23 protein-coding genes are annotated in these 20,306 nt (G+C 40.2%); 3 read left to right on the top strand and 20 right to left on the bottom strand.

Annotated features, from left to right (window positions below; genetic code table 11):
• Positions 1-135 precede the first annotated feature (135 nt).
• Positions 136-1,014: an AraC family transcriptional regulator gene (locus BMX79_RS01305; RefSeq protein ID WP_091478462.1), complete on the bottom strand. Its 879-nt coding sequence runs from the start codon at positions 1,012-1,014 to the stop codon at positions 136-138.
• Positions 1,015-1,296: 282 nt separating this feature from the next.
• On the opposite strand from BMX79_RS01305, the gene BMX79_RS01300 reads away from it, so the two are divergent.
• Positions 1,297-2,463 carry a glycoside hydrolase family 27 protein gene (locus BMX79_RS01300; protein WP_091478460.1) on the top strand — a complete coding sequence of 389 codons (1,167 nt, stop codon included), beginning with the start codon at positions 1,297-1,299 and terminating at the stop codon, positions 2,461-2,463.
• Positions 2,464-2,621: 158 nt separating this feature from the next.
• Here the strand turns inward: BMX79_RS01300 and BMX79_RS01290 are convergent, their stop codons facing one another.
• Together BMX79_RS01290 and BMX79_RS01285 are read right to left on the bottom strand one after the other, a co-directional pair.
• The gene (locus BMX79_RS01290; RefSeq protein WP_091478458.1) at positions 2,622-3,479 is read right to left on the bottom strand and encodes an AraC family transcriptional regulator; all 858 of its coding nucleotides are present in this window, start codon (positions 3,477-3,479) and stop codon (positions 2,622-2,624) included.
• Positions 3,480-3,520: 41 nt separating this feature from the next.
• On the bottom strand, positions 3,521-3,940 hold the full coding sequence (locus BMX79_RS01285; RefSeq protein ID WP_091478456.1) for a DUF1801 domain-containing protein: 420 nt from the start codon (positions 3,938-3,940) through the stop codon (positions 3,521-3,523).
• Between the two features lie 263 nt (positions 3,941-4,203).
• On the opposite strand from BMX79_RS01285, the gene BMX79_RS01280 reads away from it, so the two are divergent.
• Positions 4,204-6,225 carry a right-handed parallel beta-helix repeat-containing protein gene (locus tag BMX79_RS01280; RefSeq protein ID WP_091478455.1) on the top strand — a complete coding sequence of 674 codons (2,022 nt, stop codon included), beginning with the start codon at positions 4,204-4,206 and terminating at the stop codon, positions 6,223-6,225.
• A gap of 134 nt (positions 6,226-6,359) precedes the next feature.
• Complete coding sequence (locus BMX79_RS01275; RefSeq protein ID WP_091478453.1) at positions 6,360-6,800, top strand: phosphatase PAP2 family protein; 441 nt, start codon at positions 6,360-6,362, stop codon at positions 6,798-6,800.
• A 115-nt stretch (positions 6,801-6,915) separates the two neighbouring features.
• Here the strand turns inward: BMX79_RS01275 and BMX79_RS01270 are convergent, their stop codons facing one another.
• The 17 genes from BMX79_RS01270 to BMX79_RS01200 all read right to left on the bottom strand — a co-directional run bounded on the left by BMX79_RS01270 (position 6,916) and on the right by BMX79_RS01200 (position 20,078).
• Entirely contained in the window at positions 6,916-7,293 is a 378-nt protein-coding gene (locus tag BMX79_RS01270) for a hypothetical protein (protein ID WP_091478452.1), read from the bottom strand.
• Positions 7,294-7,623: 330 nt separating this feature from the next.
• Positions 7,624-9,144, bottom strand: coding sequence for a carboxylesterase/lipase family protein (locus tag BMX79_RS01265; protein ID WP_091478451.1), 1,521 nt, complete (start codon positions 9,142-9,144; stop codon positions 7,624-7,626).
• Positions 9,145-9,171: 27 nt separating this feature from the next.
• Positions 9,172-9,585: a VOC family protein gene (locus tag BMX79_RS01260; protein WP_091478449.1), complete on the bottom strand. Its 414-nt coding sequence runs from the start codon at positions 9,583-9,585 to the stop codon at positions 9,172-9,174.
• A 98-nt stretch (positions 9,586-9,683) separates the two neighbouring features.
• Entirely contained in the window at positions 9,684-10,055 is a 372-nt protein-coding gene (locus BMX79_RS01255; RefSeq protein WP_091478448.1) for a hypothetical protein, read from the bottom strand.
• 66 nt (positions 10,056-10,121) lie between these two features.
• Entirely contained in the window at positions 10,122-10,556 is a 435-nt protein-coding gene (locus BMX79_RS01250; RefSeq protein ID WP_091478446.1) for a GNAT family N-acetyltransferase, read from the bottom strand.
• Positions 10,557-10,603: 47 nt separating this feature from the next.
• Entirely contained in the window at positions 10,604-11,755 is a 1,152-nt protein-coding gene (locus BMX79_RS01245) for a PQQ-dependent sugar dehydrogenase (RefSeq protein ID WP_091478444.1), read from the bottom strand.
• A gap of 277 nt (positions 11,756-12,032) precedes the next feature.
• Complete coding sequence (locus BMX79_RS01240) at positions 12,033-12,881, bottom strand: DegV family protein (RefSeq protein WP_091478443.1); 849 nt, start codon at positions 12,879-12,881, stop codon at positions 12,033-12,035.
• Between the two features lie 379 nt (positions 12,882-13,260).
• Positions 13,261-14,127: a DUF4085 family protein gene (locus tag BMX79_RS01235; protein WP_091478441.1), complete on the bottom strand. Its 867-nt coding sequence runs from the start codon at positions 14,125-14,127 to the stop codon at positions 13,261-13,263.
• A 33-nt stretch (positions 14,128-14,160) separates the two neighbouring features.
• A complete protein-coding gene (locus BMX79_RS12565; RefSeq protein WP_218025327.1) occupies positions 14,161-14,325 on the bottom strand; it encodes a hypothetical protein in 165 nt (54 codons plus the stop codon).
• A complete protein-coding gene (locus tag BMX79_RS01230) occupies positions 14,301-14,699 on the bottom strand; it encodes a GNAT family N-acetyltransferase (protein ID WP_218025328.1) in 399 nt (132 codons plus the stop codon). The genes BMX79_RS12565 and BMX79_RS01230 overlap by 25 nt, the downstream gene beginning before the upstream one ends.
• Before the next feature lie 435 nt (positions 14,700-15,134).
• Positions 15,135-15,890 (bottom strand): potassium channel family protein, encoded by a 756-nt coding sequence (locus tag BMX79_RS01225; protein WP_256212634.1) that lies wholly within the window; start codon positions 15,888-15,890, stop codon positions 15,135-15,137.
• A gap of 113 nt (positions 15,891-16,003) precedes the next feature.
• Positions 16,004-16,666: a P-II family nitrogen regulator gene (locus tag BMX79_RS01220; protein WP_091478438.1), complete on the bottom strand. Its 663-nt coding sequence runs from the start codon at positions 16,664-16,666 to the stop codon at positions 16,004-16,006.
• Positions 16,659-17,330, bottom strand: coding sequence for a DUF1538 domain-containing protein (locus tag BMX79_RS01215; RefSeq protein WP_256212630.1), 672 nt, complete (start codon positions 17,328-17,330; stop codon positions 16,659-16,661). Before BMX79_RS01215 ends, BMX79_RS01220 begins: the two co-directional genes overlap by 8 nt.
• 484 nt (positions 17,331-17,814) lie before the next feature.
• On the bottom strand, positions 17,815-18,417 hold the full coding sequence (locus tag BMX79_RS01210; RefSeq protein ID WP_091478435.1) for a CadD family cadmium resistance transporter: 603 nt from the start codon (positions 18,415-18,417) through the stop codon (positions 17,815-17,817).
• A gap of 126 nt (positions 18,418-18,543) precedes the next feature.
• Positions 18,544-18,717 carry a hypothetical protein gene (locus BMX79_RS12640; RefSeq protein ID WP_256212629.1) on the bottom strand — a complete coding sequence of 58 codons (174 nt, stop codon included), beginning with the start codon at positions 18,715-18,717 and terminating at the stop codon, positions 18,544-18,546.
• 33 nt (positions 18,718-18,750) lie between these two features.
• Entirely contained in the window at positions 18,751-19,125 is a 375-nt protein-coding gene (locus tag BMX79_RS12635) for a recombinase family protein (RefSeq protein ID WP_246117602.1), read from the bottom strand.
• A gap of 425 nt (positions 19,126-19,550) precedes the next feature.
• A complete protein-coding gene (locus BMX79_RS01200) occupies positions 19,551-20,078 on the bottom strand; it encodes a hypothetical protein (RefSeq protein WP_091478433.1) in 528 nt (175 codons plus the stop codon).
• Between the last annotated feature and the right edge of the window lie 228 nt (positions 20,079-20,306).

The following is a 20,306-nucleotide window of genomic DNA, read 5'->3' as shown; positions in this document are numbered from 1 at the left end:
CTTTTGACGTTTTAGTCATTCGCTGTCCCAGATGATTTATTCATTTACTCAAAAAGAGCAGAGTCGCTGTTCAGCGTCATCTGCTCTTTTGAACAATAGGCTTAGAATCGATCGCTACCTATTTCTTTCCTTTTTTTAGTCATCGGTTTTCTTGACTGGTATCCAGATTTCACTTCTATAATCTGACTTGCTGGTATCTGCCCCTTCATTCCATAAAATTTCTGGACCCTCTACTGCTTCGTAACCAGAGCCTGGGAACCATTCAGAATAGATTCTTCCCCACACATCCTGAAGGGTTTCTGGAAAAGTACCGACAGCTTCAAAAACTACCCATGTACCTGCAGGTATATCTAAAACGGTATAGTCCTTAACTTCCGATTGAGTCGTGGCGACTCCAATGTAGTGATCAAGGTATCCCTTTCCTTCCATTCTTTCTTCCGAAAAATTAGTTGATGCACTGATTATTCCTTGTGGCTCTGTATCTGACCATGCCTTCAGTTCAGAAACCACCTCATCTGTCAGTAAAGTATTCATCTCTGCAATTTCAGGATTGATTCCTTCAAATATAATCGGCACTCTCTTTTTGAATCCAACCAACCTGAATGCCTCTTTTTCAATTATACGATAGTTCATTTCAGTTCCTCCTCTTATGATCAATTGAAAAGATAACCTAGGAAAGGCCTTGATATGGGCCTCTGACTGTCTTGCCTCAGATGGCAGTATCCCGTGCAATGATTCAAAAGCCCTTGAAAATGCATCCGAAGATGTGTAGCCGTACTTTACTGCAATATCCATAATGGTCTTGTTATCCTCTTTCAGTTCACGCGCCGCACTCGTCAGTCGACGTCTGCGAACATATTCGGATACGCTGATTCCCGCGAGAAACGAAAACATTCTCCTGAAATGATAGTCAGAGCAGTGTGCGAGTCTTGCCAATTGCTTGTAGTCTAGATCATCCTCCAGATGATCTTCGATATAATTTATGGCCTCATTCAACTTGTCCAAAGCATTCATTCCTAAACCTCCTTTCAATAGTCATCTTATCAGAAGCAGCACATACAGAACCGATGATTTATGCACAGTTTAGTCGGTTCTTATTCTGACATAATGATACCTACTGATAGCATCAGCTCCTTCAATTGTACCTTTATCCCGCCTGATTTATTCTAAAAAACATTAACAACATTTGTCCATGCAGATGCATCATCACACTATAGGAAAGAGAGGGATTTTTATGGTTTAATCCGAAGTATCAAGCCTGTTCTACAGGTCTATTATGAAAGGCGGAAAGAAATTATGACACAACAAGAGCAACTAGGGCTGCGGCCTCCTCTGGGATGGAATTCCTGGAATACATTTACGTGGGATATTAATGAGAAGCTGATCCGTGACGTCGCAGACAGATTCGTAACTGACGGCTATAAGGATGCGGGCTATGAGTATATAGTCATCGATGACTGCTGGAGCCTGAAGGAACGGGACGAAGATGGTAATCTGGTCCCTGATCCAGAAAAGTTTCCAAGCGGCATGAAGGCCCTGGCTGATTACATTCATGACAAAGGTCTGAAGTTCGGTATGTATTCCTGCGCCGGCACGCACACTTGTGCAGGTTATCCTGGGAGCTTTGAGCATGAATTTCAGGATGCCCGCCGTTTTGCCTCATGGGGCGTCGATCTGCTTAAATACGACTACTGCTTTAAACCGAGACAGATTTCTGGTGAACTTCTCTATAAACGCATGAGTCTGGCATTAAAAAATTCCGGGAGAGACATTCTCTTTTCAGCCTGCAACTGGGGTGCAGACAACGTCACACATTGGATCCGCGAATCAGGTGCGCACATGTACCGCTCCACTGGTGATATCCAAGATAACTGGGAGTCGATTAAACGACTGGCCCTTTCTCAGGTGGACAAAGCCCGTTATACAGGTGCCTTCTGCCATAATGATATGGACATGCTCGTTGTCGGCATGTACGGCGGCAGCAACGACGGCTTCATAGGCAGTAAAATCGGCGGATGCACGGACAGTGAGTACAAGACCCATTTTTCATTATGGAGCATCATGGGTTCTCCTCTGATGATCGGCTGTGACATCCGTGAAGCGAATGAAACAACCCAGAATATTTTACTTAACAAAGATCTCCTGGCCATCAATCAGGATGTGGAAGGCAGAGGCGCTTACCGCATTAAGCCGGAGCCTCAGTGGTTCCATGATGATGATGTCTTTATTCAAGTAAAAGTCCTCTCAGATGGTGATCTGGCGATCGGCTTCTTTAACTTGAGTGACACTCAGCGCGAGATTTCCCTTCAGTTCTGGGATCTGGGTCTGCCCTATGCGTCAGGTTATTCCCTTGATCTTTACGACTGCTGGGTTCACAAGCCTCTCGGCCAATTCAAAGAACGATATAATCCAGTCGTTCCCGCTCATGACTGTCTGGTTGTCAGAGCAAAGGTCGTCCGCTGATATGTCGACAGCTCAGGTCTGCCAGACGTGTGAGCACACCCTTCATCCAGATGAAGTCGCTTTAAATCTGAAGGTCGTCTCACGTACAGCACGCCAGTTTTCATGTCTGGACTGTCTTGGGAAGCGACTGGACTGTGACCGGCAAGCTTTAGAGGACCTCATAACTTATTACCGTGAGTCCGGGAACTGTGTTCTTTTCCGATAGTTTTTTCGGTAAGAGTCATATATTCGGTCGGTGTATAGGACGTGACCTTCTTAAAAACCTTGGAGAAATAGAGAGGATCACTATAGCCAACCGAATTGGCAATGGACTTTACGGACAGATTCGACTTCTGCATCAAGAGACAGGCCTGTTCGATTCTGACATCTCTCAAGTACGTTGAAATCGGCAGACCTGTCGATGCCTTAAACAGACGAAACAGGTAACTGCGTTCGATATTGACGTCCTGAACTATGTCAGTGACAGAGAGCGTAGACTTCCAGTAGTGCTTAAGAATCGTGTCTTTGGCTTGCTGAACATAATCGGTTTTATCAGAGAGGCTCTCTTCAGGAAACTGTTCAACATAATAAGACAGAAGTGTCCGAAGCCTAGCTGCCATACGCATAGCCTCAGCGACCGATTTCTCTTTATTCTCTTCTAGAAAGTAGTAGAGGCTCAAATCACTTTCAGCTTTCTCAGTAATGGGACGATCCGCTGACAGGCTCGTCAGGTCAAGGATAGGAGCAACCTCTTCTCCGGTAAATTCAATCCAGACATACTCCCATGGATCATTGGGATCTGGATAATAATAAATTTCTGTGTAAGGATAAATCAGGAAGCTCTGACCTTCTTTTAATTCGTACTCTCCGGAACGATTTTGATATATGCCCTTCCCTTTTATGATGTAATGCATAGCATAGACATCCCGGACACCCGGCCCCCATTCATGACTGTTTGGGGGCTTGTATCCGCTGGAGACATAATTCAGTTGAGTTGAAAGTCTTGGCAGTCCATTGTTTTCAGAGGCATTGAACATGTTTTCACTACTTTCTGTCGGGTCTGACTATTTTTTAAAACTCATTCAGGATACAGCTTCTGATACGTGTCCACTGTTTTTCTAATCAGCTCTTTCAGGATCAACTGATCTACATCATCAAGCTTATTGATATAGACACAAGCCTTTCCCGTTTTATGCTTGCCGAATGATTCCAGCAGCTGATCCCTTTCTGGGCTGTCATACATGAGATACAGGCTGATTTTTCCCTTTCTAGGAGAAAATGCAGCAAGCGGCGCATCCCCTTCATGACCGGAGGCATAGCGATAGTGATACTTTCCGAAGCCGATGATGCTTGGCCCCCACAGTTTCGGCTCGAATCCCGTCTCTTCCTGAAAAATCTCAAGCAGGCGGTAGGCATCTGCTTTTTTTGCATCGCTCTCCACTGCTTCAATAAATGTTCTGACACTATTGTCGGTCTCTTTAGTTTTTGCATCATACATCTCGTCTCACCCCTTCAGTTTTATAAGCTGCTTTTGTTTTTTTGTTAAGTCTATTATAATCCGTCTGATTCATTAATTCTAATCTGTTTTAAAGCCAATAGTCTTCTAAATCACTCAACTATCTCGCTTAATATTGTTATTCTGCAAACGATTTTAGTTTTTCTATTCACTATGAAAGCCAATACATTGTATACTAGTTAAGTAACCTACAATTGTTTAATGACTCTGTCGATTACAATCATGACAGAATAAGGAGGAAACAAATGAATTATCATGTATCAATCAGTGGAAGTGATCAGGCTAAAGGAACAGCTGACCAGCCTTTCCGTACCATTTCTCAAGCTGCGGCATTGGCCATGCCCGGAGATACCGTTACCGTCCATGCAGGCGTGTACCGTGAATGGGTAAATCCCGCAAATGGTGGAACCGTCGATCATCGAATCGTCTACAAAGCAGCTGGAGATGGCGAAGTCGTCATCACTGGAGCAGAGCGCATAACAGACTGGACAGACGAAGGTGATCAGGTATGGAGTACAGTGGTCCCTAACAGCCTGTTTTCTGCAAGACACCCTTTTAAAGAAGAACTAAGTGGCGACTGGCTTTTTGACGGCGCTTTTACGGCTCATCTCGGTGAGGTTTACCTCGACGGTCAGTCGCTTTATGAATGTGAGAAAGTAGAGCACGTACATAAGCCTGAAGCCTGGTCGGAAGCCAAGTACTCAGAAGCTTCTCTACTCAAATGGACAGCTGAAGTCGATTCTAAAACGACTAAGATCTGGGCTAACTTCGGTGGGAAAGATCCGCGCGAAGAAAATATCGAAATCAGCGTGCGTCCGCACTGTTTCTGGCCGGAAAAACCGGGTCTTGATTATATAACGGTCAGCGGATTCACTCTGTGCCAGGCCTCTCCTCAGTGGGCAGCGCCAACTGAATTTCAGGAAGGACTGATCGGAACACACTGGAGTAAAGGATGGATCATCGAAAACAACGTGATCAGCGAGTCCAAGAACGTCGGGATCAGTCTTGGTACTGCCATCGGGACTGGGCACACTAGAGACGGCGACAATCACAGTAAAGGTGGTACCCAGCGTGAACAGGAAGTAATTCTGAGAGCTTTACGATCCGGCTGGGATAAGGACCGTGTCGGTAGTCATATTGTCCGAAACAATGTGATTCATGACTGTGAACAGGCTGGAATTGTCGGCCACATGGGAGCAGCCTTCAGCAGCATCTATCAGAATAAAATTTACAATATCCACCACAAGCGAATCCGACATGGGGCTGAAGTAGGAGGCATCAAGCTTCATGCTCCTTTGGACACTCAAATCAGTGACAACAGGATTTACAGTTCCTACCGTGGCCTCTGGCTTGACTGGCAGGCACAAGGAACTCGAATCAGCCGTAATCTATTTTTCGACAATCTGTCAGAAGATTTATTTGTTGAAGTGTGTCATGGCCCATATTTAGTTGATCACAACCTGTTCCTGTCACCGATGAATTTCAGAAACATGGCTCAAGGTGGTGCTTTTGTCCATAATCTGTTTGCCGGACAATTTGTCGTTCAGTCCGAACTGTCACGTACGACACCTTACCATTTCCCACATGAGACAGCCATGGCTGGATATTCTAATATTAGTGGTGGAGATGACAGATACTACAATAACCTTTTCTTAGGGAATGAAGAGACAAACAAAGAGCCTGTCCCTATCACCTTCTTTGAGCATCTTCCGCTTAAAGAAAGAGAAAAAACTGAGGGCAGTGGCGCTGTAATGGATGGTGTTCCTGAAGATTCAATCTGCTACCTGCATCCAGTTGGGCTGGGCGGATACAACGACCATCCTGATGCAAAAGATAAGCCGTGGTGGCAGTACACTAAAGAGGAAATGGCTGAACTTGGTGATGCCGCAAATGATATCCTGGTGGGTAATGCCGTGCTCCCTGTAGCTATGGGAGGAAACGTATACGTGAACAATGCTGTTTCTAGCAGTCATGACCCTCATGCTCCTTCTTCTGAACAGAAAGGAATCGATATTTCAATCGATCAGAATGAAGGCAAAGTCAGCGTCAAAGTAAACGATCCGGACTTGTTTCGTGCTGCTTCTTCCATGGTGGCTACAAGCGATCTTCTCGGAAAAGCTTATCATGCCGATATGGCTTTCGAGCAGCCTGACGGATCACCGTATCGCTTCGATTCGGACTTTTTCGGACATCATAGATCTGATGCTGGACTGACAGCCGGTCCATTTGAACTGGAAAAGAATGCCTCTACAGAATTTGAAGTATAGATAGTTTTTGAAGAATCAGACAGCTCATTTGTCTGGTTCTTTTTTTATAAAAAAATGAAATTATTCATTTCCCCTCCACTAGTCAGGCTGTCTATGATACTATGTAAGAAATCAAATGCTAGGATGTTCATGATATGTGTGCAAAAGTAATTAACCTTTCCAATCGACTCATTACCTATACGGTGTATGCAATCTACCCTGTAATCATCATGGTACTATTATTCTCAGGTGACTCCAGAATCTGGCGCGTGCTGCTGGGCCCACTTATCTCCTTTGTACTGGTGAGCCTGTTACGGCGATATATCGATGCCCCCCGACCCTATGAGGTTACTGGCAAGGCGCCTATTTTAAATAAAGATACTAAAGGCCAATCGTTTCCTAGTCGCCATGTCTTTTCAGTTTTCGTGATTGCCTCCACCCTCTATTTTATATCCCGTCCACTGGGGGTCTTTCTCATGCTGATCGGCTGCGTGCTGGCCGTCCTGCGTGTTATTGGCGGCGTCCATTATCCGAGAGATGTGATTGCTGGGGCAATTATCGGGATATTGTCCGGCATGCTGGGGTTTTATCTTTAATGATGGTTTTGAATTACTTGTAAGTGTAGAAGTAAGATAGACTAAAAAATTGAGGCTGGACATTAAGTGCGTACTTAATGTTCAGCCTCTTTATATGCAATTACTTTTATCATGCTCAAAAAGCATTGAATAGTATCTTTTTTATCCGTTTGTATATAGAACCGATTGCTGCAGCAATATAATCCCACACTATAAACACTGAAATGGAGACCATCCAGAACCTGATGATATAATTATGTGGGCCTGCATAATCAAGACTATGAAACAGAGTTGAGGCTATAATCAGTAATGAAATGATACCAATTATGAATTTATCTCTCGTTCTACTGCTGTTATCCTTAAACCACTTATCTAAAAGAATGTAGAGCATAAATGAAATAACGTGAGCAAGTATAACAATCCCAACAATGCCTAAAGTATACTGGTATAGGAATAAAATCAGCCCTATTACAGATAGAAAAATTATTTTATTGTAAGATGGGTTCTTATTCATAAGCTGTATTCTCCTTACGGAAAGAGTTTGACTTAAAAGTCGAAGATGATTTGTCCATTTAATCAGATTCCGACTTTTTCACTACTATACCTTTAATATATCCCTAATCGACATGATAATACAACTCTTTATGTTGAGAATGGTAACCGTCTATTGGCCTATCAATCTTTACTGTTAAAATATCTTCGATCATCTATTTCAGATCCAATTCTTTTCGATTATTGTTTTTCTAATATTAGAAAAACAATAATATTAACAGAACTGTACAAATGGATGTTTTGTAAATATAAACGATGCATACTAAGAAAAGATATTTATATCCGGATGTCTCTAGTCATTTTTAAAATACATTCTAACAAGAAAGTCCATGAGTGCATCAGGTTCCTCTTTTACAAATTCAGCTTGATCTCCAAAGACCATTCCGTATGGGCTATCTGATGTATACGGTTCCCAGGTCGGCATCGCTTCACCCGTCGCATCATCCCCGTTAGGATCCCCACTTGAGATGAAATTGCCCAGGTAGTTGCTCATCTGACGAGCTAAATCATAGTGCTTGCCTGTAAAGGGTCTCCAGGCCTTGGCCAGCGTTTCAAAGAAGAACCACAGGTCTGCCGAATGGAAAGTCCCAGGGTTATCCCAGCCTGGTATCTCCGGATCAAAATTATAATAATAAAGAGGCGTGTCAGACCCGCTGTCAGAGTTGGCTTGTCCGGCAACGCGTATGGCATATTCAATTGTGCTGACAGAGGCACGTTCCTTGACATCCTCCAAATTACCGGATTCAAAACGGCAAAGATTCAGATAATCATCCGCATCTGACCCGAATGTTTCCCTTGCCATCTTCTCGAATTCATCTAAGCTCGATACATCTGGAACACTGAAGAATTCAGAAGAGGTACGACCCAGCATGACTGGGACCATCAGACGCTTATTCTCGAGGAAAAGTTTGAAGACATCCCCCATGACAAACTGCTTATCAATGACCGGCCCCCAGAATTTCTCGTATTCCAATGCTTTCTGACGGAGGTATTCACCATCAAGTTCACGAGCCTCAGCCAGAGAAGCTACGCCGAGGAAATCGAAGAATTTGACCCCTTCCTCTTCCACTTGTGACAGCGTTCTGCCGCTGCCTGGGATTCCGCTGTTCCCATAGACATTCTTGAACATGCCGCTAAGTACAACTGCTTTATGGAAGAGGGGGTCATTTTGAGGCGCAGTCAGTTGATGCATGACACTGGCGCCTCCTGCTGACTGGCCACCTACCGTGATGTTCTCAGGGTCTCCACCGAATGCTGCAATGTTACGTTTTACCCATTCGATGCCGGCTCTCTGATCCAGCAGGCCAAAGTTCGTAGGTGCATCAGGTGCTTCCGCAGTGAGTTCAGGATGAGCAAGAAAACCGAATGAATTCAGCCGGTAATTTAACGTAACGACCACCGCTCCTCTTCTCGCCAGACGCTCACCATCAAATTCCATTTCAGCCGTATAACCGTACTGAAAGGCCCCACCGAAAATCCATACATAGACAGGCAGCTTCTCATCTTCACTTGAAGCCGGTGTCCAAACATTCAAGTAAAGGTTGTCTTCAGCCATAGGAATATCGGGATCCACATGCCATTCTCTTGAATAGAAATCGTCTTTGTTCACTCCTGGAGTGGCCTGCATGGATATCGGTGCAAATTCATAGGCTAGAAGTGTCCCTTCCCAGTCTGACGCAGGCTGTGGTGCACGCCAGCGGTTCTGTCCGACAGGCGGTGCTGCAAAAGGGACGCCTTTAAATGATGTTATCTTAGGGTCTGCAGCTGGCAGCCCCTGAATTAAACCGTTTTCAATTTTAACTTTTCTTAACATCCTTACATGTTCCTTTCTATACTTAAACTATTTATGTTGTTCTATATAATCAGCATCAGTGCACGTTACCTCTATAGTGTTGTTCATAGGATCAAGAACTGGATAACTCCAATAGCCATTCCATTGTGGTGCAGCATAATATGATCTTACACCATTTGCTGACAATTGCCTAATCACTTTTATAAAATTAGTAGAATCATAGTCAAGAGACCAACTTGTTCTAGGATACGTCCCGCCTTCCCAACCTGGCTGCATCGCAAAATGAGCAGACGGGATTTCAAAAGATTCATGATAGATTATACTAAATTGGTGACTGCCTATTTTGAAAGCAATACTATCAGTCTCATCCCAAATTAAATCTAACCCTAGAAGCGATGTGTAAAACTTTTTCATTTCTTTTATATTATCTGTATATATATAAGTGAACCCAAGAGTTGTCATGCGCTTCACCTTCCCAGCTTTAATAGCTAATAAGATACCTATTCTTATAAGATTGCATACTTGTAAGCCATATTATACTATCCAGCCGTTTCTTGTATTCACTCGTTTACGAAGTAGGTATGTGCTTCTTTAATTAAGGCATCTTTAGCCGTGTTTACGAATTTGACTACTGTACAAAATTGAAGAATATCTCCATCTTCAAACAAGAGGGTTCCTTCACACATAGCGCCGTTTCCATGACTTAGTGCATTAGTAACCGATAATTCCTTCACAGGAGGTCTATTCTTCAATTCCTGATCCAGTTCTTCAAATGAAATAACTGTCTCTCCTCCCACGGTCTTCCAGGTAAAATCATCACGCACATGCTGCTTTACTAATTCAGGATCTTTTTTCGCAAGAGCTACGGTCAAATCGATGACCCGTTCCATTTTAGGCGAGTTTCCGCAGTGCACCGTGATATCAGTTTTCATCATATTCCCTCCATAAATTGATTAAGAATATTGACCGTGCAACACTATCTACATAACTGTTAGTCCTTACTCAACCTTAAATGGTGTCCAGTCAATATGACTATATTCCATCACATCATTGGCCTCTTCCATTCCAATCCTTTCATAAAAGGGTACGGCATCCTCATTTGCTATTAAATAGACTGCAATATCTTTTTCTCCCCCAGCGATATCATGAGCTTTTTTCATAAGCTGCTTTCCGATTCCCTGATTTTTGTACTCTCGGTCTACTCCAAGGTCTGTTACAAACATAAAGTAGCAATAATCTGTCAGTCCGAACAATACGCCGACAATAAGCCCTTTCTCATTCTTAGCTATAAGACTTATTGTTGTATTGCTTACAAGCTTTTCAATTCGTTCTTCAAATCGTTCTGCCGGGTACTGCGAGCCTAAATCCGTTCGTCTTAAGAACTCAATATAGTCTTCTTTAGATAATCTCTTTTCCTCAAATGATAGTGTCATTAGTCGTTCTCCTTCTGACTCACTGATATTAATAACTCAGTAATCTTTTAATTTTCAATTGAAAGCTGATATAGTTTATCGTCATTTTCTTCAGGGTTTCCTCGTCCGTCTGTGTTATTGCTGATGAAATACAGCTGATTATCTTCTATCCGAATATCCCTTATCCGACCCATTCCGGATACGACTTCTCTCTGTTCACCCGTTTCGATGTCCAATTCGTAAATAGCCGCTCCTCTTAACCCGGCGACATACACCCTCCCATTAGAATAATCCATGCCAGAAGGTGCCCAGGTCTCTTCGCTGCCTGAAGTGAACAATGGGGTGATCATACCTTCATTCTCCTCTTCACCTTCAATGATTGGCCAGCCATAGTTTTCTCCAGCTTCTATCAGATTAATTTCATCATTTGCGGTGGCTCCGTGCTCACTTGAATACATTGTCCCTTCAGATGACCAGGTCAGCCCTTGTGGGTTTCGGTGGCCGTAACTATAGACGTAAGAATCTGCAAATGGATTATCACTCGGTATCGATCCATCACGATTCAGTCGCAGGATTTTCCCGGCCAGAGACTCAAGATCCTGTGCCAACTCTGGTATGGAAGCATCCCCGGTCGTTGCATAAAGCAATCCGTCTGGTCCGATAGCTAAGCGACCACCATGGTGAACCCTTCCACTTGGTATCTCATCTAGCAGGACATTTTCTTCTCGCCAGACTCCTTCATTCAACTGCAATGTAACAATTCTGTTCAACGATCCATTGCTGCCATCATAGGTACAATAAGCATAAGCAGTAGAATTTTCAAGAAAATCCGGATCAAGTACAAAGCCTAATAATCCTGCTTCAGGAACCGTTGAAACAGCTTCGTTTAACTCGACAGTCTGCCTTACAGTTTCACCATCTTCTATCCGCGTGATGTATCCGGGTCGTTCTGTAAGATAAAACGTATTATCTATTATTTCAATTGCCCAGGGTATCTCCAGATTTTCTGCAATGACTTCCGGCTCACTAAAGACTGGTTCTTGTTCATCAGGCTCGTCATCTTCTGTTGGATCTGGTTCGTCAACATCTGTTTGATCAGATTCTTCACTCGACTCACCATTATTATCTATTGAATCCCTCTCCGTGTCCTGCTCATTATTTTCCGTGCATCCGACCAGCAGTATGAATAGAGCTACTAACAAAGTGATTTTTTGATACATTCTTCATGTCCCCACCTTTCGTGTGGTATTTCATAGCATTTACTTAAACCCGGTAAGTCCTTCTATCTCCACAACTAATTATTTCACAACTACATTGTAAACTTATTATTGCAGTAATTGAAATCATAATCCTCTAGAAAATTGAGTTATTCTCTAATATAAAAAAGAACTGATAAAAGCATAACCCGCTTTTATCAGTATCTTAGATCACCTACTTATGAGTGTAGAGTCCATATGTCATTTACTAATTCCTAATTCTATACTATCAACCAGGCTATTATTCAATTCCAGTAATCCCAATTGCTCCTGGGCCTCCATGACTGGAAATGACAGCACCTGCCTGCATCCATTCAGCTTCCTGAATGCCGTTTTCTCTCAGCAGGTTGAAAACCATCTCTTTCTGACTCTCTTCGATGCCTGGAGCACCTACTATTATGACACTGTCAGGATCAATCGTATGGTTTTTGAAAAATTGGTTGATCATCTTCTTCAAACAGCTATCAAAGGAGCCACGGTATTTTCCTCCAGGAACGAGGTACCCATTATCTAATACTATTGACGGTTGAATTTTCAGCAAGTTTGCTGAATAAAAAGCCAGATTGGAAACACGCCCACCAGCTTTTAAGTATTGAAGTGTTTTAGGCATGAAAACCATATGTGTGCGTTCCCTGATGTTTTCGACAAAAGCAATAACCTCTTCAGGACTAATATCAGGATTATCCTCAATGAACTGAGCTGTCGCTTTAACAATAGTAGCTGCTCCGACAGACACAAATTTAGAGTCCACCAGATAGACGTTTTCAAAATCCTCCGCTGCTACAGATGCTGCATTGAAAGAAACAGTTGTTACTGCAGAGTAACCAATGTGAAGGATAGTGGCATCTGGATGTTCTGCAAAAATCTTTTTAAATACTTCAGTGTTATCCTGGGGTGAAGAACCTGATGTTTTAGGTAAATTTCCTGTTTTATCATAATAGTCAAAAACTTCCTGAACATCGAAACTTCCATCAGGACGAGTTTCGTTCCCCATAGTTACATGCATCGGAACGATTTGGACGTTATACCGGTCGATCATTTCTTTAGATATATCCGACCCGCTTTCAGTTGTAATAATGTATTTTTTCAATGTATACCTCCAGTGTTTTGTTTTATCCATAAACATTTTTTCTATACTTGTGCCTTGGTTGCCTTATATGTACATTATACTACAATACAGTTAATAATACCTATCTAGGTCCCCATACCTTTGTATGATCGTAACTTGAATCACGACATTTTTGTCTCTATCTGTCATTATCTATGTGTACTAGTTATAAAGAATCGTTAAATGTTTGTAAATAGACAAATAGATTGCAGTACATTCTCTTCAAAAAAAATTACTTCAATTTCTTTAGATGCGTCCTACTTATTTAGTTCCACAACTTATGATAATCTTCTTTTCTATTATTTCCTTCAATACATATGCCCGATAGTGACGTTGATACATGATTCTTTAACTTGATTTCTCATTTTACTTCGACAATAATATCAATGCACTGAATGATCAGCTCAGCCATTTCTTCTCCTGCCAAAAGCACATGAACTTCATAACCATTATCTAAACGATATAGCTCATCATAAAGCCATATACTTTCTTTGATCTGACCTTCCTGTTTAATGATTTCAGCTTCTTTAAAAATCACTTTATTAAAATTGGTAAAGCCTCCGTCTGTATTCAAGTGGATGACAAGATCTTTTTTCTCAACCTTTAAATCTGTTACTTCGCAATCATGAAAGCTGAATCTTTCCCCTATTATCTGAGGAATATTCTCTTGCTGCTGTACTTTATCATACTCATTTAAAATGTTATTCATCATTTTTTCGTTATCTGAACTTAAAGCTTTTAACTGATTTTTGACTGCTTTGCTGCAATAACCTAGGGAGAAAACTCGGACATCAGCAATTTGCTGGTACAGTTCATGTGGTAGTTTATCCATTATCTCTCTTATACGCGTTTCATGAATGTTTGCAAATGTTTTTTTGCAATCATATTTATCAAACGGCGGACGACTATCATATTCCTCTATAAGTTTTTGTATATGGTCTTTTTCTTCGGGCGACATAGAATTGACCAGCTGATCCTCTTCACTTATAATCTCTTCATTTATAAACATATCTAGAGGGACCATAGCAGTTTCGTCTTCTTCTAACATAAAACGAGGATCAGTGTCATATATTTCCTGCTGCATATCTACAAATTCTTTCTCTTTTCTTTTATAAAGTCTTTGATAGAGCCCTTCTTTAAAAACGCCAGCCCCTTTATGTACTCTCACATCCAAATGAAAATCTGTCATCTGAGATAATTCATACCATTCTTTTGTTAAATATCGCATATATATGTCCTTTCAGTTTGATTAAACTTGCCTTTATAATCCAAGTCTGGCCCCTACTTCTGCATACTCTATATCTTTTCTTTCTACATTCCAATTATCGCCTGTTTGTCCGTCCCATATTGCTCCTGTTTCAACGAAACCGACAGACGCAAACAGCTTCCGGACGGCTTCGTTCACCAGCCAATAGGATGTAGCCACTGCATCAGCTTGTCCTTGTGAAACGTCTCTATGTATTCAATAACTTTCATCATTGCTTGTTTGCCAAACACTTTGCCTTGATGCTTTTTATCAATCATAAAGCGATTAAGTCCATAAGTATATTTATCTCCATATTTTTTACTTAAAAATGAATCTTCGGACAGTTCGTAAAATCCAATATCGACATATCCTATGACTTCATCATTGTTGCATATAGCGAAAATCATAGGCGGTTTTTCATCGTTAAGTATCTTTACGTAGGCTTTAGCCAAACAATATATGCTGGAATCCACATTTCCCTTCTGCTCATCTGTCATGCTTAACTCCATTACTGCATCAAAATTATCGTGGGTAATCTTTCTTAATTGAACCATTTTTTTCCAACTTTCATCAATATAAATACTAGTTCATTAACGACATCAGAATAGCATAAAAAAACCGAGTGTTTCGACATAAAAAATGATTTGGTAGCAAGGACTTAATCTATATGGAAACAGGAGTACGTGCGGGCGATGGTGTGAATAGAGCATTAGGAAATGGTTGCCGACATTAGATGAAAAAGTTTTTTAACAAACTTATACTTACCTAGGTCTTTTTCATTAATCCAACAGTCAAATGAACCCTCTAGGCATTTAAACTTCACCTAGAGGGTCTTATAATAACTAAATATCATACTATGTGCTTTACTCGAGTAAGCCTTGTTACGCTTTCAACATGCGTTGAGATGATAGTACTTACAATCTAATAAAAGCAGAAGTAGTACTTGCTAAGTTTTATCAGTTCATCCCAATATAGGTTTAATTACACTGTTAGTGTGTAATGACCTCTTCTACAGTGAGAAAAATTCTCCAGATGTTTTGCAGTATAAACTCTTTTCTTGTTCTAAGAACATATCTTTCACTGGCTAATAACTCTTTTACTTCTTCAAGTTCATTTAAATATCCCATGATAGATAAAGTATCCCCTTTACATACTTTGGTATCAGCTTTTGGATTAGAAATATATTCATCAGTGCCAGCTCGAAGCATTCCTAGAATGATTGCCTTAGAGGTCACTAATTTCTGTATACTTTCAAAGTCCTTATTAATAAATTCAGACCGATCATCAATGATAAACTCTTCAACAAGTAGTTGTTCCTGGTCGTTTTTAGTAAGCAGATTCAAAGAATGAGATAGAGATGGATTCTCTAAATGTGCTAATATCCGGTCCGAGATTAATCTGTCCATCATTAGAACTTTTTTTACTCCAGCTTTCTTTAAGTTTCTATATGCTTCTTTTCCTGATGCCCCACATACAATATCTAAGGAAGAATCTAATTCTTTTACCGAAAAAACGGTATAAAGTACTTCACTATTATCTGAAAAGGTAATAACACTCCCTTGAGATTTTTTTATACCGGCTCTCATCAACGTGTCAACATTTTTAGCATTACCACAAACATGAGGTTCATTCAGACTTTTTGATTGCTTGCATTTCTTTTCGTGTTTTTCAACAAAAACATATTCCTGATCATGGATTTTTAATTCAGCGGCAATGCTTTTTCCTAACTTACCATAACCACAGATATAAATTTATTTGAGTGATTTTTAGAATTCATATTGCTATTACCTCCTAAATTGATAACTATATCAGAACACTCGCACAGTATAAATAGCTTCCTTATTACCATGGAAATCAACTAGTAAACACCGTATACATTCATCGCATCTTGGGTGTATATAATCCCATTACCCGGTTTATTTATTTCAAGCTTTTCTCTGATGGATGACATGATAGATTCTGTGGCATCATTTTTAGCTAAAATGATTACCATCTCTTTTTCAGGGTCTATTTCCATATCAAAAACTTTAGTTGTTTCATTCACACCAGAACCTCTTGCATTAATGATGGTACCTCCTCTTGAGCCTGCACTCTTTGCAGCCTCTACAACATCGTCTGCCTTTCCTCTATCGACAATCGTCACAATAATTTGATAGAGCGGCTGATCAACCACTTGGCTTTTGTCTTCCTTGAAGATACTTGACCGAGAGCCTATAACTTCAACTGTACTCGTAGTAAACGCAATACCATGATGGGGTTTATCGAATTTAAATTGTTTGTTTAATTTATCTAAAGTATTTTCTGCAACTTCACGATTGGCAACCATTAAGACTACTTCTTTTTTTTCATCATACAAGGATAAAAAGTTTAAAAAAGGATTAATGATTGTGCCTTTCCCTAAAATAATCGTTCCACCGGAAACACCATATTTCTTAGCTTGACGTAGAACCTTTGTACCTATGCCCTGATTCACTATGACGTAAATTAAATCATAGACTTTCACATCTTCTAGACTATTCATCTGTTTCTACATCCCCTTTTCTCTTTGATCTAATTGAAAAAATCCAACCTAGCATCTGTAAAGTAATTATGGGCATCATCGCTACCATGGCAATCATTCCGAATCCGTCAATAATGACATCAGCACCTTCAAATGCACCCGCTGCTCCTTGAATAAATGCCAGGATAAATGTTGCAGTCATTGGACCTGTTGCCACTCCACCGGCATCAAATGCGATTCCCACAAAGAGTTTTGGTGCAAAAAACATTAGTCCTAAGCTTATTAAATAACCTGGTAATAAGTAATGCCACAATTGTACAGAAGGGACTAATATGCGAATGACCGACAGTAAAACGGCTCCTCCTACACCAGCTGACAAAGAAACTAATATAGCAGGCCGTTTGACATAACCACTCGTAACATCTTCAATTTGTTGAGTCAGGACATGAACAGCCGGTTCAGCTAAAATAGTAGCCACACCTAAAACAAACCCGATTATCAGTATATAAACTTTGTTATCAAGTAATGCTAAATCATGCCCAATAGCAGTACCCACATCCATGAATCCAGCATTGACCCCTACTAAAAAGATAAATAATCCGATAAAGGAATAGAGAAACCCTGTGAGTAATTTACGAAACTCTTTTTTTTTCAATTTAAAAACTAGTTTCTGGAGAATCAGCAAGATTATTAATAATGGAAGAATGGCAATTGACTTTTTTGGAATTTTAACGAAAACTACTTATGATGAAAGTAACAATGTATGAAAATTATTTATTCTAAGTTTTATGCAACACTAGTGTCTAAATATAGCACATTTTATTCCTTTCATCTAGCTTGTCAACTCCCCTACCCAAAATCTAATCTGTCAACTCAACCACATTTTCTAGCTCTTACAACACCAATAACAAAAAGGATTCCACCTGTTTATTCACTTAAAATAAACGTAGGTGAAACCCTATAAACCTTATTCTATCCACACTTCATCAGTTCTTATTCATCCACCCTAGACATCAATACTACCACCTCGACATGCAAACTTTAGGCTATTTCTTATCCTCCAAAACGCTGTTGTATCAATATTTCTACGAAATATGAGATAAGTAGGCTATCTGGCTATCATCTTCAAGTAGAGTTCTACCTCACTAACTATGAGGGTGGTTAAACTGTTATCCAATTAGTGACCAAATATGTTGAATCGTTCCATTCTCCAACATAATATAAAGACCCAACCCAATGAAGACCACTGGTACGATGACTTTCTCGTAGCGTTCAACTACTTCACCTATTAAGGGGGCCGCAGCCAATTGCTTAGATAAATAACACAAAATAAAAATCCCAATGATAAAAACTAGGATTACAATAAAAATTTCTTGGAAGGTCATTCCAGTGAAGTATGGAATATAAATTCCAAGATTATCACCACCAAGCGCAATGGTTAGAGCAACCACACTAGCGATTTCCGATTGACTATCCGACATTTTTTCTTCCACGTCCTCTTCATCCACGTCTTCATCGATGAAAATAGCTCGAATCGCCAGAATTAAAGGAACTAGTCCGAGTAAGCCGACGGCCCAATCTTGTGGAATAAAGTTCAAGAAATAAGCTGCAATAAGACTAAAGCCAACTAATAATCCCGTCCCGATATATTGTCCAATATAAATAGATTGATGTTTCCCTACATTAATGGTTGTAAACAGTATTGTTAACACAACCAAATAATCCATCGACGTAGATATAAAAACCAATATAGAAGATATAATTGTTTCCATAAGTTTCCCCTCTCAATATGTTGATTAGAATCGAGCGTTTTCACACAGACACATCAACTTGGCCAAGGCCAAAGGGGAATATTTAATAAAACGCTTCATAAAAGCATCCAACTTTCACATAATTTTTCATTCATCTTTTTTAATGATTAACTCTCCATCTGCATCATTTTCATAGCCATAACATTTTCGGTTATATAATTTTGATGTCCCTTGTGCTGCATGACGTCTATAGCCCCATTTAATATTTTCACTGCGAGATTCATTTTCTGCTTGTGCAATTGATTCTATAATAGAAATCATCAATTCACTATCCGTATCAGCTGTATCGAGTCCTTATTGTTCAAATATTACACGAACCCCATGTTCTCTCAATTTATGAAGTGATTCTAGCACTTCAACTGTATCACGACCAAAGCGACTAATGTTTTTAGTGATAATGATCTCTATGTTCTTTGCCTGACAATCTTCTAACATGCGCATAAACTCTTTACGTTTTGAACCTGTCTTCCCTGATGCAATATCTATATATGTATCAACAAGCAACCAATTCGGAGTGACGGCTGTTAACCTGGTAAGTGCAGATACTTGGTTTGTTAAACTATTTAATTGTTCCATGCAGTTTGAACTTACCCGACAATATATCCCCACCCGTTTCTCACGTTGAACAGGTTTTGGTGGAATGAAATGTACCCTTCTATTTTCAGGCATTTTCTTATCCTCCAGAAATCGTATTGAAAATATCATACTTAGACTAATCACATTTAATGTATTTTCGGCAATGTTAATTAGTCTAAATATAACATGATTTCCCCCAGTTATCTATCCTGTCAACTCCCCTACCCAAAATCTAATCTGTCAACTCAACCCTAATTTTCAGCACTTCTCACTCCAATAACAGAAAGGGTTTCACCTGTTTATTCATACAAAACAAACATAGTCGAAACCCTATAAACCTTGCTATATCAATGCTTTAATTGCTAATGTGTTTATTCCCTAGACATCAACGCTACGCACTCGACGTGCGGCATCACATTAGTCTTATATAAAATAGCAAATCATACTGTAACAGGGGTAAATACTTATTTCCTACCCCCCCAAATTTACTTCTGAAAGTCCCAATGTGGGTGTTAGATTTAGTAATATTCTTTCGAATCTTCATCTGGTTCTTGAGCTTCTTTACCGGCCATCAAGTCCTTAATCCATATTGGTACATTTTGAAGTGGCCTTCTCTCTTTAAGGTGCCTGATCACATCTTCAATATCTTCATCTCGACAGAACCTATCTCGAATGTAGCATCTGCGGCAACAGTAATTGCCACTCTTTGATTTGTTCTCAAACTCGATTCCACAGTAATAGCATATATGCTGGTAGATAATTGGATTCTTATGTTCCCATTCTCTTTTACATTCTGTAGAGCAGTAGGTTTTGGGACGACCTTTCAGCTTCTTCTGATTAATTCGTTTCCCACAGTTTTTACAATGTTCTCTGATTACCTTCTCAGGCTTGGGTTTGCTATAATCCTGCCCAAAGCCATCCAACCCTCGACTCTTACAAAAATTCCTCACACAATCTCTACTTAGATCCATGGCAGTGGCTATGCTACGATAGCCTATGCCTAACTTCATGAGTTCGATGATTTTTTCTTTTTGTTCATTGGTCATTTGCATTACCTCCAATCCTTTGATTGGTATTCAGTAATGCAATATAAATTTTGAGAAGTCAAGATAAGATTTAAAATATAAAGTTTTATTTTGAAAATCGACTATCAGCTGATTGGTGTAAATTATGGATTCTTTTATGGTTATCAATAATTAACGAGGCTGCATCATCTAAAGTCATCCAAGAATTTTATTGGTAAACGATCTATATTCTTAGCCGTGTAGACTTTG

Source organism: Alkalibacterium pelagium (assembly GCF_900109325.1).
GTDB lineage: Bacteria > Bacillota > Bacilli > Lactobacillales > Carnobacteriaceae_A > Alkalibacterium > Alkalibacterium pelagium.
The sequence above is the reverse complement of the archived record's forward strand: the minus strand, read 5'-3'. Positions and strand labels throughout refer to the sequence as shown.

Coding starts and splice junctions, on each gene's coding strand:
- BMX79_RS01305 (WP_091478462.1), bottom strand. CDS start 1,014: ATGAATGCTTTGGACAAGTTGAATGAGGCCATAAATTATATCGAAGAT.
- BMX79_RS01300 (WP_091478460.1), top strand. CDS start 1,297: ATGACACAACAAGAGCAACTAGGGCTGCGGCCTCCTCTGGGATGGAAT.
- BMX79_RS01290 (WP_091478458.1), bottom strand. CDS start 3,479: ATGTTCAATGCCTCTGAAAACAATGGACTGCCAAGACTTTCAACTCAA.
- BMX79_RS01285 (WP_091478456.1), bottom strand. CDS start 3,940: ATGTATGATGCAAAAACTAAAGAGACCGACAATAGTGTCAGAACATTT.
- BMX79_RS01280 (WP_091478455.1), top strand. CDS start 4,204: ATGAATTATCATGTATCAATCAGTGGAAGTGATCAGGCTAAAGGAACA.
- BMX79_RS01275 (WP_091478453.1), top strand. CDS start 6,360: ATGTGTGCAAAAGTAATTAACCTTTCCAATCGACTCATTACCTATACG.
- BMX79_RS01270 (WP_091478452.1), bottom strand. CDS start 7,293: ATGAATAAGAACCCATCTTACAATAAAATAATTTTTCTATCTGTAATA.
- BMX79_RS01265 (WP_091478451.1), bottom strand. CDS start 9,144: ATGTTAAGAAAAGTTAAAATTGAAAACGGTTTAATTCAGGGGCTGCCA.
- BMX79_RS01260 (WP_091478449.1), bottom strand. CDS start 9,585: ATGACAACTCTTGGGTTCACTTATATATATACAGATAATATAAAAGAA.
- BMX79_RS01255 (WP_091478448.1), bottom strand. CDS start 10,055: ATGAAAACTGATATCACGGTGCACTGCGGAAACTCGCCTAAAATGGAA.
- BMX79_RS01250 (WP_091478446.1), bottom strand. CDS start 10,556: ATGACACTATCATTTGAGGAAAAGAGATTATCTAAAGAAGACTATATT.
- BMX79_RS01245 (WP_091478444.1), bottom strand. CDS start 11,755: ATGTATCAAAAAATCACTTTGTTAGTAGCTCTATTCATACTGCTGGTC.
- BMX79_RS01235 (WP_091478441.1), bottom strand. CDS start 14,127: ATGCGATATTTAACAAAAGAATGGTATGAATTATCTCAGATGACAGAT.
- BMX79_RS01230 (WP_218025328.1), bottom strand. CDS start 14,699: ATGGTTCAATTAAGAAAGATTACCCACGATAATTTTGATGCAGTAATG.
- BMX79_RS01220 (WP_091478438.1), bottom strand. CDS start 16,666: ATGAATAGTCTAGAAGATGTGAAAGTCTATGATTTAATTTACGTCATA.
- BMX79_RS01210 (WP_091478435.1), bottom strand. CDS start 18,417: ATGGAAACAATTATATCTTCTATATTGGTTTTTATATCTACGTCGATG.
- BMX79_RS12640 (WP_256212629.1), bottom strand. CDS start 18,717: ATGATTTCTATTATAGAATCAATTGCACAAGCAGAAAATGAATCTCGC.
- BMX79_RS12635 (WP_246117602.1), bottom strand. CDS start 19,125: ATGCCTGAAAATAGAAGGGTACATTTCATTCCACCAAAACCTGTTCAA.
- BMX79_RS01200 (WP_091478433.1), bottom strand. CDS start 20,078: ATGACCAATGAACAAAAAGAAAAAATCATCGAACTCATGAAGTTAGGC.